11 protein-coding genes are annotated in these 18,172 nt (G+C 60.9%); 7 read left to right on the forward strand and 4 right to left on the reverse strand.

Annotated elements, in window-relative coordinates; genetic code table 11:
* Positions 1-44 precede the first annotated feature (44 nt).
* Entirely contained in the window at positions 45-2,561 is a 2,517-nt protein-coding gene (locus tag QRN20_RS08445; protein ID WP_058431616.1) for a TonB-dependent receptor, read from the reverse strand.
* Between the two features lie 393 nt (positions 2,562-2,954).
* Between QRN20_RS08445 and QRN20_RS08450 the strand changes: the two genes are divergently transcribed.
* Both QRN20_RS08450 and QRN20_RS08455 read left to right on the forward strand, forming a co-directional pair.
* On the forward strand, positions 2,955-3,869 hold the full coding sequence (locus QRN20_RS08450) for a GGDEF domain-containing protein (protein WP_004881934.1): 915 nt from the start codon (positions 2,955-2,957) through the stop codon (positions 3,867-3,869).
* A gap of 8 nt (positions 3,870-3,877) precedes the next feature.
* Positions 3,878-4,915 carry an AraC family transcriptional regulator gene (locus QRN20_RS08455; protein WP_029243482.1) on the forward strand — a complete coding sequence of 346 codons (1,038 nt, stop codon included), beginning with the start codon at positions 3,878-3,880 and terminating at the stop codon, positions 4,913-4,915.
* Here the strand turns inward: QRN20_RS08455 and QRN20_RS08460 are convergent.
* From QRN20_RS08460 to pmrG, 3 genes are read right to left on the reverse strand one after another with little or no spacing between them, the layout of a single operon-like run.
* Positions 4,902-5,618 carry a response regulator transcription factor gene (locus QRN20_RS08460; RefSeq protein WP_029243483.1) on the reverse strand — a complete coding sequence of 239 codons (717 nt, stop codon included), beginning with the start codon at positions 5,616-5,618 and terminating at the stop codon, positions 4,902-4,904. The two genes, QRN20_RS08455 and QRN20_RS08460, sit on opposite strands and share 14 nt — an antisense overlap.
* 16 nt (positions 5,619-5,634) lie before the next feature.
* Positions 5,635-6,504, reverse strand: a complete 870-nt coding sequence (locus QRN20_RS08465) for a phosphatase PAP2 family protein (protein WP_058431615.1) — start codon at positions 6,502-6,504, stop codon at positions 5,635-5,637.
* Positions 6,471-7,151 (reverse strand): lipopolysaccharide core heptose(II)-phosphate phosphatase PmrG, encoded by a 681-nt coding sequence (gene pmrG / locus QRN20_RS08470; RefSeq protein ID WP_371321613.1) that lies wholly within the window; start codon positions 7,149-7,151, stop codon positions 6,471-6,473. Before pmrG ends, QRN20_RS08465 begins: the two co-directional genes overlap by 34 nt.
* A gap of 366 nt (positions 7,152-7,517) precedes the next feature.
* On the opposite strand from pmrG, the gene QRN20_RS08475 reads away from it, so the two are divergent.
* The 5 genes from QRN20_RS08475 (at position 7,518) to QRN20_RS08495 (ending at position 18,157) form a co-directional block, all read left to right on the forward strand.
* Positions 7,518-10,349 (forward strand): TonB-dependent receptor, encoded by a 2,832-nt coding sequence (locus QRN20_RS08475; protein WP_285360158.1) that lies wholly within the window; start codon positions 7,518-7,520, stop codon positions 10,347-10,349.
* A gap of 50 nt (positions 10,350-10,399) precedes the next feature.
* Positions 10,400-13,216, forward strand: coding sequence for a M16 family metallopeptidase (locus QRN20_RS08480; protein WP_122500874.1), 2,817 nt, complete (start codon positions 10,400-10,402; stop codon positions 13,214-13,216).
* The gene (locus tag QRN20_RS08485; protein ID WP_122500873.1) at positions 13,213-14,898 is read left to right on the forward strand and encodes an ABC transporter ATP-binding protein/permease; all 1,686 of its coding nucleotides are present in this window, start codon (positions 13,213-13,215) and stop codon (positions 14,896-14,898) included. Before QRN20_RS08480 ends, QRN20_RS08485 begins: the two co-directional genes overlap by 4 nt.
* A gap of 390 nt (positions 14,899-15,288) precedes the next feature.
* Positions 15,289-16,443 carry a mandelate racemase family protein gene (locus QRN20_RS08490; protein WP_058431611.1) on the forward strand — a complete coding sequence of 385 codons (1,155 nt, stop codon included), beginning with the start codon at positions 15,289-15,291 and terminating at the stop codon, positions 16,441-16,443.
* A gap of 91 nt (positions 16,444-16,534) precedes the next feature.
* On the forward strand, positions 16,535-18,157 hold the full coding sequence (locus tag QRN20_RS08495) for an ABC transporter substrate-binding protein (protein WP_088235051.1): 1,623 nt from the start codon (positions 16,535-16,537) through the stop codon (positions 18,155-18,157).
* Positions 18,158-18,172: the final 15 nt, after the last annotated feature.

Below are 18,172 nucleotides of genomic sequence, written 5' to 3' on the forward strand. Positions count from 1 at the left end.
TGAGCCCGCATGGCTACGCCGCCGCAACGGCGCAGCCGAATGGATCAGAAGTGGGTAAAGGTCAGGCCGACCTTGTACGTCGGGCCGTACTCTTCGTACTGGCCGTTGTAGGCGCGGTGGCCGCTGTAGACGAAGTACGGCTGATCGGTGAGGTTCTGCGCCTCGAAACTGACCTTGAGGTTCTTGGTCAGCGAATAGCGGGCGCTGAAATCGACGAAGGTCTGCGCATCGACGTACTGGTCGTGATCCTTGTCGCCAATGGCGGCGAGTTCGTACAGGTAGGCTGATTTGTAGTTGGCCGACAGACGCAGACTGAGTTTGTCGTTCTCCCAGCCGAGCATCACGTTACCGACGGTTTTCGACTGGCTCGGCAGGTCGATATCGCGCTTGCGGTTAGTGCCAGTGCTCTGGTCGAAACCGTTGATGCTCGCATCGGAACGGCTCAGGGTCGCGTTCGCGCCCAGCAGCAAACCGTTCCAGGGTGCAGGCAGCCAGTCGAGCTTCTGTGAGTACGCCAGCTCCAGCCCGTACAGCTTGGCCTTGTCGCCGTTGGCGAAGGTGTTGGCTTCGGAGAAGTTCGCCCACTGGCCGGTACCGGCAAGGTCCGTGTTGTAGACGAAGTTCTGAATATCCTTGTAGAACACGAACGCCGACACCGTTCCGGCACGACCCATGAAGTGCTCGATACCCAGGTCCAGGTTGCTGGATTCCAGCGGCTTGAGTTGCGGATTGCCAAACGACGCCTCGTCGTCATCGATCACGAAACCCGGCGCCAGTTGCCCGAAGGTCGGGCGCACCACGGTCTTGGTCCAGGCCGCTCGCACCTGGGTGTTCTTGTCCACCTGATAACGGGCATGCAGGCCGGGCAACCAGTGGTGATAACGGCGCTCGGTGTCGCTGGTTTCGAACTGCCCGTCGCGCACGCCGGTGCCTTTGGCGTTCATCTCGGTGCCTTCGTAGCGCAGCCCGGCGATGAAGCGCCACTTGTCGACATCCAGCGTGTTCATGAAGTACCCGGCGTTGATGTCTTCGCTGATGTCGAAGTCGTTGGCGCGGGATTCAGCCGGGTCGAAAGCAGTCGCTGCATCCAGGCCGCCAATCAGCCCCTTGACCGCGCCGGGGCTGATGCCGCTGCCGAAGTTGCCCAGCCGGTAGTCGATGTTGCCCTTCTGAAATTGCGTCAGGTTCAGTTGATTGTCACTGATGCCCTGATCGCCGAAGTCCTGATATTTCCAGACTTCCAGGTCATTGGTCTTGTCGCGTCGACTGACCTTGCCACCGAACTTGAATTGCGAGGCGTAGCCGCTGAAGTCGTAGTCGCGGGCCAGGTCCAGACGCAGGTTCTTTTCCGTGTCCCTGGTGTACTGTTTTTCCCAATCGACCTTGTCCAGGGTGAAGTTGGAGTTGTCGTAGAAGGCTGAGCTGACAATGGGCCGTGGCTTGTCACGATCATAGAACCCGCTGTCCGAAAAATCGTCGTTACCGGTAAAGGTGGCTCCGGCGATGTGGCCTGGACTGTCTTCACTGGACTCGCTGTAACCGGCCTGACCGCTGAGCGTCCACAACCCGAGCATGCGCTCGCCGCCGAACACGTAGGATTTGATTTCCTGGGTTTCGGTACGCGCCTTCAGCTTGCGCGTGCCTTCGGCATCGCCGGTCTGGCCTGCGGCCTGGGCATCGGAGAATTCGAAACCATTGGTGGTGCGCACTTCATCGTCCTTGAAGCGGCTGTATAGCGTACGCAGGTAATACTTGCTGACATCGTCGGGCTTGTAATCGAAGTTCAAGCCGCCACCGGCACGCTCGCGGCTGATGTCGTAATCGCGCTGTTCGAACTCCTGCAAACGCGCACCGTCCCACGCACCGCCGGTCTCGACGTTGTCGGAGCCGAAATCGCGCTTTTGCCAGCTCAGCGCAGCCGCCACGCCAAAGTTGTCGATGCCGTCACCCAGGCTGAAACGGTTGCTCGCTGCGCCGGAAAACTTCGGGCTGGTCTGGCGGGTGTTCTTGTCGTAACTGGCTTCGCTGCTGCCGGTGTAGAACAAACCCTTGTGATCGAACGCCGACAGGCTTTCGACATCCACCGTGCCGCCCAGCGAGTTGGCGTCCATGTCGGGTGTCAGGGTCTTGATCACCGACAGCGACTGCACCAGCTCGGCAGGCAGCACATCCAGCGCCACGGCGCGACGGCCGCTTTCCGGTGCAGGCACCAGTGTGCCGTTGATGGTCACGCTGTTGAGGTCCGGTGCCAGACCGCGCACGGTCACGAAACGTCCTTCGCCCTGATCGCGCTCGACACTGATGCCCGGCAGGCGCTGCACCGCTTCGGCGACGTTCTGATCAGGCAACTGCGCCACGCCATCGGCATGAACCACGCTCTTGATGCTGTCGGAACTGCGCTGTTCCTTGAGCGCGTTGTCGATACTTGCCGCCTGACCCACCACCTGTACGTGCTCGGTGGCGTCCGCTTCGGCGGCCTGCAACCGTTCACCGGCAATGGCCAGTGCCAGCCCGCTGAAGGTAAAGCCGACCAATTGAGCCCTGCTGCGGCGCATGTACATGTGAGTCCTCCCCAGAATTCCCGACGGGCCAGGCAAATTGGCCCGGCAACTGGAGGCGCAAGCTAGAGTCGTGCAATGACGGTTCTGTGACAGGTTTGGCGCGGTGCCGCCTGAAAGGCCGTTTTGGAAGGGGGATTCATCAGGAAATGAGCTGATATGACCTCCCTGCGAGGCCCGGCCACCGCTCGGCGCGCCAATCGCGAGGCGCGTGACAAGGCCTGCAGGCCTTGAAACAACGGTGTTTCAAGCTGACGGCGTACAGATTTTCGCGATAAAAGATGGAAACGGACGTGAGCTGATTCGACCTTGCCCGGCGCCTGTCGCGCGTCACGCAAGTGTCATGCGCATCTGTTCTGCTGGCCGACTATCAGTACCTCAGGAGCGCCACTGGCCATGTTCAGGATTATCCAACCCCACCGCTGGAAACTCGCTGTCCTGCTGATTGCCTCCAATCTCGGCCTGCTGGCGTTCCTGGCCTTCGGCGACATCAAGTATTTCAGCGAATGGAAGTGGCTGGACATCATCGGCGAAGGCGGTTCGGCGCTGTTGTCGCTGGTCTGGCTGTTTCTGGTGTTCAAGAGCCGCCCCGCAGGACGGGTCACGAACTACCTGTCGATCGGACTGAGCTGCGTGTTCTTCTCGTGGTGGATCGACGCACTGGATGAATTCATCCGCCTGCCCAGCGAGATCGAATGGGATCACTGGCTGGAATCGGGTCCGATGCCGGTGGGCCTGATCCTGTTGACCATCGGTATCTATCACTGGCATCGCGAGCAACTGGCGATCAGCGCGCAGATGGAAAAACGTGAGCGCGGGTTTCGTGAACACCGGCTGTACGACAAGCTCACGCCGTTGGGCAGCGCGGATTACTTGAAGCGCCAATTGGTATTGAGCCTTGAGCAGAGCGTGACCGAACAGCAGCCCTTGTCGCTGATGGCCGTGGACATCGACAGCTTCAGCGCCATCAACAATGCCTATGGTCATGCCGAAGGCGACGAAGTGCTGTCGGCGCTCAGCCATCTGCTGGTGCTGAATCTGCGGCGTCAGGACCTGCTCTGTCGTCTGGCAGGCGACCGGTTTGTGGTGCTGCTGCCCAACACCGGCGAGAGCCAGGCGAAACTGCTGGCCCTGGAGCTGCAACAGGCGGTCGCCAGCCTGGCGCACAAGACGCGGCAACAGGGCGAGCGGGTTCATCTGTCGGCCAGCGTCGCGGTGGTCATGGCCATCAACGAAACACCGGACAACCTGCTGCGGCGCCTGAACCTTTCGCTGGCCCGTGCCAGACGTCCGCTGTCGCGTACTGCCTGAGGCCCGCCGTGACCATCAAGAGTGATTGGTACGAAGCCGACAGCCGCTTCATCCCCGGCCATTATCAGCCCGCCACGCTGATCGATCTGGCACTGTCGCGCGGGCTGGACAGTCATCGGCTGCTCAGGGGCACCGGACTTTTCTATGAAGACATCCTGGCGGGCAATACGCGCTTGAGCCCGCAACAGTGCTTTGTCCTGATTAGCAACGCACAGCGGCAGATGGAGGCTGACGACACCAGCTTCCTGTTCGGCCAGCGGCTGTTTCCCGGCCATTACGGTGCCGCCAGCCACGCCCTGCGCCATGCCCAGAACCTGCATCAGGCGCTGGAGATCGTCATTCATCAGCGCGCCCTGCTCAGCCCGTTGCTGACCCCTCGGCTGGAGCTGGACGAGCAGTTCGCCTACCTGTACTGGCTGGACAACTGCGGTGCGGGCGAACAGCAGGTGTTTCTGCTGGAGGCAGCCATGACGTCGATGGTTGCCATGAGTCAGCAATTGAGTGGCGAGCGCCTGCCGTGGGAATGCAGCTTCAGTTATCCGGAGCCGCGTTATGTGGAGCAGTACTGGGTGCATCTGGGCGAAAACACCGCGTTCGAACGGCCGCTGGACATGATGCGCCTGCCCCGGCATTTTCTGACGCGGCCATGGCCTGGAGCCTCTCCCATCGCGGCGCAGGTCGCCCAGCGGGAAGCCGCGACACAGCTCGCCGCGCTGGGCATGTGCGCCAGCCTGCTGGACCGGCTGCACCAACACCTGACGGACACGGTGCGCGACGCAACCAGTCTGGAACAGGTGGCGCAGACCTTTGCCATGAGCCCGGCAACCCTCAAGCGCAAGCTGCACAAGCACGGCACCTGCTTTCAGGCCCGGCACGACCTGGCGCGCAAGCACGTCGCGCTGTACCTGTATCAGATCAAGGGCATGAGCAACGAGGCCGTGGCCGAATACCTGAACTTCAACGACCCGGCGAATTTTCGCCGTGCGTTCAAACGCTGGACCGGCAGTACACCTACGCTGATCCAGCGCCTGTTCAGCTTCGACTGAACGGGCGCTTGCCGGGCACATCGCCAAGCACCCTTTGCTCGCACAATTTGTAACCCAGCCCGTGGGCGGTGTGCAGCAGCGGCGTGTCGAAATCCTTGTCCAGTACCCGTCTGAGCGTGTGGATGTTACTGCGCAGACTATCGCTTTTCGGCGCATCGCGGCCCCACAGCACCTCCTCCAGCTCGGCCCGCTTGACGATGTGCGGACTCTTGCGCATCAACAATTCCAGCAGCTTCATGTTGGTCGGGTTGAGCTTCAAAGGCAGGCCACGTCGCGAGACTTCCAGCGTATCGAGATCGAACACCAGATCCGCCACCACCATCTGCCGGTTGTCCTTGCGTTGTCGACGACCGACAACGGCCTCGACACGGGCCAGCACCTCGGACATGGCGAAGGGTTTGGTGATGTAGTCGTCGGCGCCGACCTTGAAGCCGATCAGGCGGTCTTCCAGCTCGTCGCGGGCGCTGAGCATGACAATGGCGACCTCTGACTGTGAGTACTGACGCAGGCTGCGGCAGATCTGGTTGCCGTCGATGCCGGGCAGCATGATGTCGAGAATGATCGCGTCAAAACGTTTCGACGCCGCCAGGTGCAGCCCGCTCAGACCGTCCAGCGCGCCCTCGACCGCGTGCCCTCTCAGCTCGAAAAACTCCAGCAGGTTGTCGTGAATATCACGGTGATCCTCGATGACCAGAATGTTCATGGCAGCGTTCCTGTCTTTACCTGACCAACCCGGAGCCAGCCATGACAGGCTGGCGATCAGGCGCATCCGACAAGGGTTGCTGCAACCGCGAGCGGCCATAGAAACACAGCGCAACCAGCAGCGTGCTAAGCCACACGACCAGCCCGGCCCAGAACGTGTGCGACATGAAGTGCCAGCCCTGCAGCACCCGTGTGGTGCCATAAATCATGCCCAGCAGCAGAATCCCGATCAGCAGGCGATTCGAATGCTGCCAGCGATAGCGACGGGCAACGAAGTACAGGGCCAACAGGCTGAAGCCGCTCGATGCATGACCACCCGGCCAGCAACGCCCTGCCCCCGCCTCATGCCATAGATTGAAATTGCGGAACCATTCCACCTGAGCCTGCACCCCGCCGTACAGCGTGGTTTCAACCGGGCAATAGATGCTGGTGTGGCTCTTGAGGAAATGGATCATCCCGGTGCTCAACGCAAACGCGACGACCACGAAGAAAAAATCCAGCCGGTGCCGACTGAAAAACTGCAACGCGGTTGCGCCACGACTGCGACCGACCCAGCGCGTCAGACGGGCGTTCGGGCGGTATTGCAGCGCGGGCCAGATGAACGACAGCAAGGCGCCAATGATCGCAAACTCACCCGTCCAGTTCGGAATGATCCGGGCCCAGTTGTGGGTGATCTTTTCGAACAGATGGCTTTCGCCAATCGGGAAATGGCCCGCAACCGGATCGAAAAGCAGGTTGCTGATCAGGATATCGAGTCGGGTCAGGTCGAAGACGGCGAACACCACCAGACCGAACAGTAAAGGAAACACCAGATTGTTGCGGTAGAAGGTGTAACGGGCGCTGGACGGTGTCTTCAATTCAGTTGCTCGCTGTCGATATCTGCCCATTGCCTGGCATTCAGGGATCCAAGGATTTTCGGGGTGTGCGTGCCGTCCACCTGAACGAACACTGCTTCGGCGTAGGCGCTGGAGCGTTCATTGAAAGGCACACCCAGCTTGCGCTCAAACTGATCGATGCAGCCGCTGTGGGTGATCAGAATCATGTTTTCACCCTTGACCTTGTGCGCCTGTACGGCGTTCTTGAAATTACCGTTGCAGTCGTTGGGCCACGCTTCGTTCGCGACGGCGTGCCCGGAGATCAGGTCGGCGGTCTGCTGGGTACGCATTCTGGGGCTGGTGATCATCCGGGCATCCACGAACCCGAGCCGCTTGAGACCCGCGCCTACCGCCAGTGCCTCCTCGCTACCCTTGAGCGTAATGCCTTGCGCGTCCGCCATGCAGGGATTGGTGGAGCGATCACAGCGTTCCGCATGCCGAATCATGACCACCACATCGCCCTGCTTCCAGTGCGCGTAGAGGCCCGACTTCTTCAACATGCCGTTGGTGCCCAGGTTGACGACGTGGGCCGCCTTGAAGACGCTGACACCCCAGACGCCAATGGCAGCGGTGGCCACCACGGCGAGCATCAAGGCGATCTTTCGATTGGTCAGCAACGGTTTCCCGGTAGCCGACCTGAAGAACCAGGGTCTGGTCATGGCCCCGTCTCTGCTGGTTGAACTGCGCGCCACGTGGCCGCTCCTGTACTGGACATCTGCGTGATTTCAGCTGCGGCCAAGATAGGGTCGGCTTCGTGCGGAAGCGGTGAAGAAGATGTGAAAAAGGCGTTGCAGGGTGCGAATGATTTGCATCGCCTCGACTACGCCTTTTAGCGCACAGGCCACGCGCCATAAGGGCTGCAAGAACCCCAAGCTTGACTATGGCCTTTCTGCGCCATGCCGGATGAAAATTATTTAACGTTTTTCCTGAAAATTCCTGCGGCTGTCCCGTCCTTTGACTCGCACATACATTGAGATCAATTCTCATTCAAAGTTTGCGGGCCTAGGCTCGTATAGGGACATGGGATGACACCGAACATTCAGCGATCGCAAAACCTGACCACGGCGATCCGCAGGCATTTGAACCATGCTGCACAGTTGAGCGCCCTGAGCCTTTGCTGGGCCATCAACAGCCAGAACGTCATGGCCAGTACCACGCTGAACGAACGTGAGCCGATCCTGCAAACCCTGCACAGCTTCGATATCTCGGTGCAGACACTCGACGCAGCGCTGATCAGCTTTGGTCAGCAGAGCGGCTTGCAGGTGTCGGTGGATCCCGGCTTGTTGGCCAACCGCTACTCGCAAGCGGTCAAAGGTCAGATGAGCAGTGAGCAGGCGCTGAAAAAACTGCTGTCCGGCAGTGGCGTGGAATGGCGCTACGAACACGGCAGCCTGGTCTTTCATCTGGGCGGCGGCCTGACTTTCGACAAACCCATGGAATTGCAGAGCACCGTGGTGCTCGGCCAGCCTGAAGAGAACAGCTTTCAGGGCGAAACGGTCATCGGTCGCAAGGCGATTCAGGCGTTTCCAGGTGCCAACGGCGATATCACCACCCTGCTGCGCATGCACCCCAGCGTTCAGTTCGACAGCAACCAGCAAAGCTCAAATTCGCCGGGCGAGATCGACCCCGCCGACATCAGCATCAACGGCGCCAAGTATTACCAGAACAACTTCATGATCGACGGTATCTCGATCAACAACGACCTGGACCCCGGCGAGCACGATTACAACTCGGTGCGCCAGTTCGACTCCGCGCCCAGTCGCTCCCATGGCATCGCCCTGGACGCCGATCTGTTGCAGGAAGTGCGCGTCTACGACAGCAACGTTCCGGCGGAGTACGGCGGCTTCAATGGCGGCGTGGTCGATGCCGTGACCCGCAAGCCGACCCGGGAGCTGCACGGCAAGCTCTCGGCGTCCATGACCCGTTCTGCCTGGACCAAATACCACATCAGCAAGGACGATCAGGAAAACTTCGACAACGCGTCCGACGAGCAATATCAGCCGGATTTCGACAAGACCACCGTACGCGGCACGCTGGAAGGTCATCTGACTGAAGATTTCGGCGCGATTCTCAACTTCTCGCAGAAGCGCTCGACCATCGCCCTCAATGCCTTCGAAAACGGCTACAGCAGCCCCAACGCAGACAACAGCAAGGACCAGACCCGGCGCATCGACAATTATCTGGTCAAGACCTACTGGAACGTCAACGACCGGCTGACTCTCGACACCTCGCTGACCTATGCGCCGCAAGAGAGCTATTACTTCCAGGCCAACCGCATCAACTCCGGCTTCACCACCGAAGGCGGCGGTTATCAGGGCTCGCTCAAAGCCACCTGGCTTGCCGACAACGCCACCTGGACCCACAAACTGGCGCTGACCAACCTCACCAGTTCACGCGATGCCGAGTCCGACAGTTACACCAACTGGTACTACTCGCAGACCAAGAACTGGGGCAACCCGAGCAGCACTACCGCACGCAGTGCCGACGGCGCATTCGGCTCCCTGGATCAGACCCAGCGCGGCGTCACCTACACCACCAAGGCTGACTGGCTGCCCGTGGAACTGGCAGGCACCGAACACACTTTCACCACCGGCATGGAGCTGTCGCATCAGACCGCAACCTGGGAGCGCCCCGACACCGTCGTCGCCGCCACCGGTTTCACCCGCGACAACGGCACCACCTGTGGCGCAGATGAACTGTGCTCGGTCAGCCCGCTGCTAAATGGCAACCGCCGTCAATACGCCAACCGCAGAACCGAATACGCCGCCGGCAAACTCGAGGAAACCGAAAACAAGTACGCCTTCTTCATGCAGGACAAGATTCAACTGGGCCAGTTGACCCTGCGCCCCGGCCTGCGTTTCGAAGGCGATGACTACATGGAAAAGAAAACCGTCGCCCCGCGCTTTTCCGGTGACTACGATGTGTTCGGTGATCGCAGCACGGTGGTGGTGTTCGGTGCCAACCGCTATTACGGCCGCAACCTGTTCAAGTACCGCCTTGCCGATGGCCGCAACTCGCTGCTGACCAGCTATACACGCACCAGCCAGACCGGCGCCTGGAGCGGCACGCGCCAGAGCAGCCTCAGCAAATTCTCGACGCTGGACATTCCCTACGACGACGAACTGACCCTGGGCCTGGACCAGCGCTGGCTGGATACTGACTTTCGCCTGAAATACGTCAACCGCAAGGGCAAGGACAAGATCAACCGCTCGCTGGGCCGCGTGCAGGGTTTGCCGAGCGAGCCCGGTTACGCCACCGAGTACTACACCTACACCAACGAAGGCTCCAGCGAGAGCGACAACGTTACCCTGAGCATCACGCCGTTGCAGGAACTGAAACTTCAAGGCACCCGCACCAGCGTGCAGATGGCCTTCGACTGGTCGCGCACCCGCGACGCCTACGGCAACTACGACGACGCCATCAACTCCGAACTGCTGCTCAACGATGACGTGCTCTACGACGGCAGCCTGATCAAGTACAGCGACCTGCCGGCCGGCAACTTCAACCGGCCGTGGACAGCGCGCATGACCACCATCACCGAGATCCCGCAACTGCACCTGACCTGGAGCAACTTCTTCCGTTACCGCGGCCCCTACGACCAGATCGTCAACACCAACGACGACGTGATCATCGATGGCAGAAGCGTCTCGGTCTTCGAAACCGAAAGCGTCAGCGCGGCCCCTACCTGGGACATGCGCGTCGACTGGGAGCTGCCGACCGGCAAGGACGAAGCGGTGTTCGTCGCCGTGGACGTCACCAACGTTGCCGACCGGGTGAACTCCATCGTCAGCCGGAGCGGCAACACGACCTATGAAGTCGGCCGTCAGTACTGGCTGGAAGTCGGCTACCGCTTCTGACCGCACGCTCTTCGCCCACACCTCTAAAAACGTTTCAACCGGGATACCTGATGAACAAAATAATCATGAGCCTGATCGGCTTGCTGATGCTGGGCGGCTGCGCCCGCATGCTTGACAGCCAAGAGGCTCAGGTCTGGGATGACCAGGTCACGCGTGGCCAGTTGAGCAACGGCCTGGAATACCGTCTGGTGCGCGAAACCGGCCAGCCGGGACGCATCGACATGCGCCTGACCGTCAAGGCCGGTTCAGTGGATGAAGAAGAGGATCAAGTGGGCGTCGCGCACATGGTCGAACATTTGAATTTCTACAGCCGTGGCCAGCAATCGCAGGATATCCGCAGCCTCATGAACCAGTGGGGCTGGATCCAGGGTCGCAGTTACAACGCCATGACCAGCTATGACCGCACCCAGTACCTGCTGAGCCCGCCGGGCGGCACTGTGCAGACCGAACAGGCGTTGCAAGCGCTGGCAACCCTGACGCTGACGCAGGATTACACCGCCGAAAACCTCGAACGCGAACGGCCGATCGTCATTGAGGAATGGCGCGGCGGCCTGGGCGTGGCGCAGCGCATGAACGACCAGCGCACCGCGTCGCAACGCGTCGGATCTCGCTATCCCGCGCACCGCACCATCGGTAACGAAGCGGCGATCCGCTTGGCCCGGATTTCCGATCTGAAGGATTTCCAACAGCGCTGGTACGTGCCCAACAACATGCTGCTGACCGTGGTCGGCGATATCGACCCCGCCACGCTTCCCGCCCGTATCGAGCACTGGTTCGGTCAGGCAAAACCGAAGGCACTGCCCGACAAGGGCTATCGCGAGTTGCCACTGCAGCCGGCGCTGAAGATTGTTCGTTTGCAGGACAGTCAGAGCGGCAGCAATCAGGTCACCCTGTTGTTCCGTCTGCATGAGCCGGCCAGCCGCACTTCGACGCTGAACGGTGTTCGGGAACGCCTGATCGACCGTCTGACCCTGAACGCTTTGCAGACCCAGTTGCGCCGTCAGCCGCGCGAGCCGGGCGTGCGCAGCCTGACCGTGCAGAAAAGCCTGATCGGCGATCACTCAAGCGTGCTGGGGATTGCCGCTGGTGTCGAAGGTCAGAACCACGCTGTGGCCTTGCAGCAGTTGTTGAAAGAGATAGAACGTCTGCGCCGTCATGGGTTGCAGGCGACAGACATGAACAAGGAACGCGAGGCCATACGTGACATCGCCAGGCGGATGCTGAGCGAGAACAGGCAACGCACCTTCGAACAATGGGTCACCGGCCTGAACGATGCGGCGACCCAGAACAAAGTGGTGTCCAGCAAGCACGACATTGCCTCGCACTACCTGGCAGTGCTGGACACGGTCACGCTTGATGACCTCAATGCGCGCCTGGTGCGCTGGACCGACAATCAGGATCAGGTGCTGCAAATGATGGCGCCCGGCCTGACCCCGCTTGAGCTGCCGGGCGTGAGCGACGTCCAGGCGCTCATGGCTCAGGTGCGCCGCAGCACGCTTGCTCCGCCTGAGCCTGTGAACGTTGCCGCAGAGGTCGCGGTTCCGGACCTGCCCGACGTCCCCGCTGCGGTCAGCACTGGCAAGGTCATCGGACGAAAACTGTTCGCCGAACAGAACGTCGAGCACTGGCAACTGAGCAACGGCGACAAACTGGTCTGGCTCAAGCGCAACGGCGACAAGGGTCGCTTCGTGATGCAGGCCGACTCGAGCGCAGGCTTCATGACGCCGGATCTGCCTTACTGGCGCAACCAGATGGCCGCGCAACTGGCTGGGCAGAGCGCGCCAGAAGGCTGGAGCGAGGAACAGATCCGTCGCTGGCGCAGCGAGTCCGGCACGTCGTTGTCGTTAAACCAGCAGACGGACCGGTTGCAAATCGACGTCACAACGCTAGACGCCAAAAGCGATCGTCCTGCCCCGCAGCGTTTGCAGGCCTTGCTGCAAACCTATCGTCTCGGCCAAGCGGTACGCATCGACGCCAGGGCCGTCGAGCAGGCGCGGGACGAACTGGCCGACGAACTTTCGCGCAAGACCGTCAATGTTCGCGAACGACAGGACGAAGCGTTGCGCGAGCTACAGTACGGTCCGGAAACCTGGGTCATACCGACCGCGCAAGACGTTGCGCAGGTGAAGGCCTCGCAGCTCAACAATGACTGGCAGCGCTTGAGTCGGGCGCCGGTGACCTTTTACCTGATGGCCGATGTCGAGCCGCAGGTGCTGCAACCACTGATCGAGAGCGAGCTGGCAAGCATTCAGCGCGGCGCAGCCTTGAAGCCCCACGTCCGGGTACAGCGCGACGGTCGGCATCAGCAGTCGTTGGCCATCGGGATCGAGCCGCGGGCCTTGCTGCAAGTCATCACCTTCAAACCCCATCCGTGGACACCCGAGGATGCCGCCCGGATTTCGGCGCTTCAGGAAATCGCCAGTGCCGCGCTGAAACGGCAACTACGGGGCGAGGCCTCGGGCGTTTATCGGTTGTCCTTCGACAGCACCCTGAATCAGCAAAGCCAGCGCATCGAAAGTCGTCTCAGTTTCAGCAGCGATCCGGCGCGGGTCGAAGAGTTGTGGCAACTGGCGAACAAGACCCTGTCGTCACTGCCGCTCACGGTCAGCCAGAAAGACGCGGCGACAGCGCGCAGTCGTCTCAAACAACAGGAGCGCCTGCGGCAGGATGATCCGCAAACGCAGCTGCGCCGCCTGATCCTCAGCGAGCGCCACTGGGGTGATCCGCGCTACCTCACCGAACAGGCACGACTGCCCGACGCGCTCACCGTCACGGCGCTCAAACGGTTGGCCGGCGAGTTGTTCAACGGCCGAAATCAGGTGCAACTGCGCCTGTTGCCTGCACCGCAGGCGACGGCAGGACAATGAATACCCTCAGAACCTTCTATCGACTGGCCGCCCCTTACTGGCTGGACCGCAGACAGTGGCTGTCCTGGGTGCTGCTGGCCAGCGTCATCGGCCTGGGTCTTCTGGTGGTGCAGGTCAACGTGCTGATCAACACCTGGAGCAAGACCTTTTTCGACGCGCTGGGCGGGTTCAATACCGAGGCGTTGTATGCGCTGATGGGCGAATACGTGATCTATATCGCCGCCTATGTGGTGATCATGGTTTACCTGGAGTGGCTGCGCAAAGCACTGGTGCTGCGCTGGCGGAGGGCGATGACCGCCAGCACGCTGGAAAACTGGATGCAGGGTCAGGCGTACTATCGGCTGGGCCTGACCGGCGAGCCGGACAACCCGGACCAGCGCATTGCCGAGGACATCGCCGTGCTGGTCGACCGAAGTGTGGAACTGCTGGCTTCACTGATCATCAACCTCGCGCAAGTCGGCGCGTTCTCCGTGGTGCTGTGGAACCTGTCCGGCGTGCTGAATTTCCAGGTGCTGGGCCAGACGATCACGATTCATGGCTACCTGCTGTGGATCGCGGTCGTCTATACCCTGCTCGGCACCGCCTTCACGCACTTCATCGGTCGCCCGTTGCAGCCGTTGAATTACCAGCAGCAGCGCTATGAAGCGGACTTTCGTGCCAGCCTGCTGCGCAAGCGTGACCATGCCGAACAGATTGCGCTGTATCGCGGTGAAGCGGTTGAGCAACGGCAACTGGGCGAACGCTTCGAACACATCGCGGGCAACTGGTGGCAGTTGATGAACCGCATGCGCAAGCTGCAGTTCTTCACGGTCAGCTATGACCGGGTCAGCCGGATCATTCCGGTGTTCGCCGCACTCCCCGCCTTTCTCGCCAAGACCATTACGCTGGGCGGTCTTATGCAGATCCGCAACGCCTTCCAACTAGTGCAGGGCTCGCTGAGCTGGTTCATCGACGTGTACCCGCGCCTGGCTGCCTGGAGCGCCACTGTCGAACGTCTTGGTCAATTTCAGCAGGCTATCGAAGCGACACGCGGGCAGGTCAGCAAGCCTGAACAGGGTGCGGTGCTGCGCGTTGAAAACCTGGAGATTCATCGCGCCGATGGCAGCCAGATGCTGGGCAAACTGAACTTCATCGCCGGGCCTGGCCAGTGGCTACGCATTGCGGGCCGCAGTGGTATTGGCAAATCGACCCTGCTGCGCACGCTGCAAGGGTTGTGGCCTTACTACCGGGGCAGTTGGCAATTGCCGGGCGGAAGCAGCCTGCTGATCCCGCAGCAACCGTACTTGCCCAGCCTGCCTCTGCGGCAATTGCTGGCATACCCGGCCACCGAGTGTCCGGCGGACGAAGTGCTTGTGTCGGTGCTGCATCAGGTGGGCCTCGCGCAATTGGCTGACAGCCTGACGCATGAGCACGAGTGGAGCCGCGAACTGTCCGGCGGCGAACAGCAACGCATCGGCCTCGCCCGTGCCCTGCTGTGTGCGCCACAGACGCTGTATCTGGATGAAGCGACCAATCAACTGGACGAACCGAGCGCCTGTCAGTTGCTTGAAACAGTCCGACGGGCACTGCCAAACACGTTGGTCATCGGCATTAGCCATCAACCCGCTGTGGCCAGACTGTTCTCGCGCACGCTGAAACTTGAGGCAGAAGAGCGGGCGCTGGCGCTTTCCGACGACCTATAACGTCCTGGTGATCCCCCTTAGTGGGAGGCGGATTGCCGTCGATGCAGTCGACGCGGCAGGTCAGGAAAATCGCGTCATCGTTCATCGCCGGCAAGCCGCCTCCCACAGTCCGGTGTTTGCAGCGCGACAGCGCTACGAAGACATGGTGGCGCCTCTCACAGACCGATGAACGATCTAAAGGTATGATGACTTTACAGCCGTCATATCACCTCCCAAGCCAAGCCTCATAAACACCCCAACCCACATGACGCTCTATAATCAGCGTTTATATCGTATAAAGTCGTCATACGACTCTTGACATCGTCCTACAAAAGCACAAATACTCGGCCCAACGTTGTATGACGACATACTAGAAATTTTCGAATAACTACAATAACTCTGAAGGCCCTCATGAACATCACTTCGGTCAGTGTCGACGTCTTTACCTTCCCCTCGCGACGCGCTGTAGACAGCGCAGGCCACGCCCATCCCGGCGAAGAAAAACCGGTCAGAATGGCCATGCTGCGTATCGCCTGTGACGACGGCAGCGAAGGCTTTTCCTTCGGCCCTCCCGAGCTGATCCGTCCCCACATCATCGAATCGTTCGTCAAGAAAGTGCTGGTCGGCCAGAACCCGATGAACCGGGAAAAGATCTGGCAGGAACTGGCGCACTGGCAACGCGGCAGCGCCAGTCAGTTCACCGACCGTGCACTGGCGCTGGTGGAGCAGGCACTGTGGGATCTGGCAGGACGTGTGCTGAAGCAACCGGTACACAAGCTGCTGGGCGGTTATCGCGACAAGGTGCTGGCGTACGGATCGACCATGTGCGGCGACGACCTGACAGGTGGCCTTTCCACTCCGGACGAATACGGCCAGTTCGCCGAGAAGCTGGTCCAGCGTGGCTATAAAGGCATCAAGCTGCACACCTGGATGCCTCCGATCTCCTTCGCGCCCGATCCGCGCATGGACGTTCAGGCATGTGCCGCCGTGCGCGAAGCGGTCGGCCCGGACATCGCCCTGATGCTTGATGGTTATCACTGGTACAGCCGCACCGACGCGCTGTACATCGGACGCGAACTGCAGAAGCTCGACTTCGCCTGGTTCGAAGAACCAATGATGGAAGATTCCGCCGAATCCTACGCGTGGCTGGCGGCCAACCTGGACATTCCGGTGCTCGGCCCGGAAAGCATTTCCGGCAAATACCACAGCCGCGCCAGCTGGGTGGCCAACAAATCCTGCGACATCCTGCGTGCAGGCGTGGCCGGTGTCGGCGGCATCGGGCCGTGCCTGAAAGTCGCGCATCTGGCCGAATCCTTCGGCATGGATTGCGAAGTGCACGGCAACGGTGCCGCCAACCTGGCCGTGGTCGGCGCGATCAGCAACTGTCGCTGGTACGAACGCGGCCTGCTGCATCCGTTTCTCGATTACGATGACGTACCGGCGTACCTCAACACGCTGGTCGACCCAATGGACAAGGACGGCTTCGTACACCTTAGCGAGAAACCCGGGCTGGGTGAGGACATCAACTTCAGCTACATCGAGACCCATACCGTACAGCGCTACTGAAAAGCGGCGTAACGAGGGGGGCTCGAGGCGTCCCTCGCAAAAGTGTTTCGACAAACAAGCGTCTGAATAACTATAAAAAAGGACCGCACCCATGAAGCTCTGGCCCAAGCGCCTGCCCTGGCTGCTTTGCTTCGCCATGACGGCGACACTCATGCAATCCCCGCCCGCCCTGGCGCGCGGTGAAACACCAGTGGATCAACTGGTGGTCGGCATGAGCATGATCAACCTGCTGTCACTCGATCCTGCCGGTGCCACCGGACTGGAAGTGGCCGAGGTCAATTCCAATGTCTACGACATGCTGCTGGAGCAGGACGCCGCCAGACCGGACCAGTTGATCCCTGCCCTGGCCGAGCGCTGGGAAATCAGTCCCGACCGCATGCGTCTGACCTTTCACCTGCGTACGGGCGTCACCTTTCATTCCGGCAACCCGCTCACCGCCCAGGATGTCGCCTGGTCGCTGCAACGAGTGGTGACGCTGAACAAGGCGCTGGCTTCCACCTGGAAAGCCTACGGCTACACCGCCAGCAACGTCAGCGAGCTGATGCGCGCCGAAGGCCCTTCCACCTTCGTCCTCGATCTGCCCAAAGCCACCGACCCTATGCTGGTGCTCAATACGCTGGCGACCTCGCCGAGTGCCTTCATCATCGACCGCGTCACTGCCCTGCAGCACGCCAAAGGCGATGACCTGGGCGCAGGCTGGCTGACGACCAACACAGCGGGTTCCGGCGCCTTCAAGCTGGACATCTGGCGCGCCAACGACGTGATTCTGATGAGCCGCTTCGACCATTACTGGCGCGGTCCGGCCAAGATGCGCCGGGTGATCATGCGCAACATGACCGAGTCCCAGGCCCTGCGTCTGATGGTCGAGCGTGGTGATCTGGACGTGGCACGCGGCATGGCCGCCACCGACATCAAGGCACTGACCCGCTCGGACGAGGTCACGGTGCAGACCATTCCGCGCGGCACGATCTATTACGTCGCCCTGAGCATGGAGCAGCCCCTGTTCAAGGACATCCGCGTGCGTCAGGCCATTCGCTCGCTGATCGACTATCAGGGCATCAACAATGTGGTCATGCCGCACTATGGCGTGATCAACCAGCGCCCGCTGCAACTGGGTCTGCCTGCCCGCCTCGACGATCCGGGCTACGCGCTGAATGTCGCGAAAGCCAAACGCCTGCTGGCCGAGGCCGGTTACCCGGATGGCTTCAGGATCACTATTCGTTCGCTGACCGACTCGCCCTTCATCAACATCGCCACCAGCCTGCAATCGACCCTCGCTCAGGCCGGCATTCACGCCAACATCATTACCGGCACCGGCAACCAGATCTACGGCGCGATGCGTGATCGGCGCTTCGACATCCTGGTCGGTCGTGGCGGCGGCGGCGCTGAACGTCATCCTCACTCGAGCCTGCGCGCACTGATCTACAACCCGGACAACCGTGAGGAAGCGAGGCTGAGCAACTTCCAGGGCTGGCGCACCTCGTTCTATGACGCCGAGATCAATCAACTGATCGAGCAGGCCGAGCGTGAACGCGATGCCGCGCAGCAACTGGCGGATTACCAGCGCATCCAGACCCTCTACGACCAGAAAGCCGGGCCAATCATGCCGGTGTCGCAGATGACGGACGAGGTGGTGATTCACGCCGACGTGCGCGAATACCTGGGGCACAGCGCCGCCACTACGCGCCTGCGTGACGTCTACAAGCAACGCTGAACACACGCGTTCAAT

Origin of the sequence: Pseudomonas sp. fls2-241-TYG-175 (assembly GCF_030209155.1) — a bacterium.
Classification (GTDB): Bacteria; Pseudomonadota; Gammaproteobacteria; order Pseudomonadales; family Pseudomonadaceae; genus Aquipseudomonas; species Aquipseudomonas viridiflava.

Coding starts and splice junctions, on each gene's coding strand:
- QRN20_RS08445 (WP_058431616.1), bottom strand. CDS start 2,561: ATGTACATGCGCCGCAGCAGGGCTCAATTGGTCGGCTTTACCTTCAGC.
- QRN20_RS08450 (WP_004881934.1), top strand. CDS start 2,955: ATGTTCAGGATTATCCAACCCCACCGCTGGAAACTCGCTGTCCTGCTG.
- QRN20_RS08460 (WP_029243483.1), bottom strand. CDS start 5,618: ATGAACATTCTGGTCATCGAGGATCACCGTGATATTCACGACAACCTG.
- QRN20_RS08465 (WP_058431615.1), bottom strand. CDS start 6,504: ATGGGCAGATATCGACAGCGAGCAACTGAATTGAAGACACCGTCCAGC.
- pmrG (WP_371321613.1), bottom strand. CDS start 7,151: ATGACCAGACCCTGGTTCTTCAGGTCGGCTACCGGGAAACCGTTGCTG.
- QRN20_RS08475 (WP_285360158.1), top strand. CDS start 7,518: ATGACACCGAACATTCAGCGATCGCAAAACCTGACCACGGCGATCCGC.
- QRN20_RS08480 (WP_122500874.1), top strand. CDS start 10,400: ATGAACAAAATAATCATGAGCCTGATCGGCTTGCTGATGCTGGGCGGC.
- QRN20_RS08485 (WP_122500873.1), top strand. CDS start 13,213: ATGAATACCCTCAGAACCTTCTATCGACTGGCCGCCCCTTACTGGCTG.
- QRN20_RS08490 (WP_058431611.1), top strand. CDS start 15,289: ATGAACATCACTTCGGTCAGTGTCGACGTCTTTACCTTCCCCTCGCGA.
- QRN20_RS08495 (WP_088235051.1), top strand. CDS start 16,535: ATGAAGCTCTGGCCCAAGCGCCTGCCCTGGCTGCTTTGCTTCGCCATG.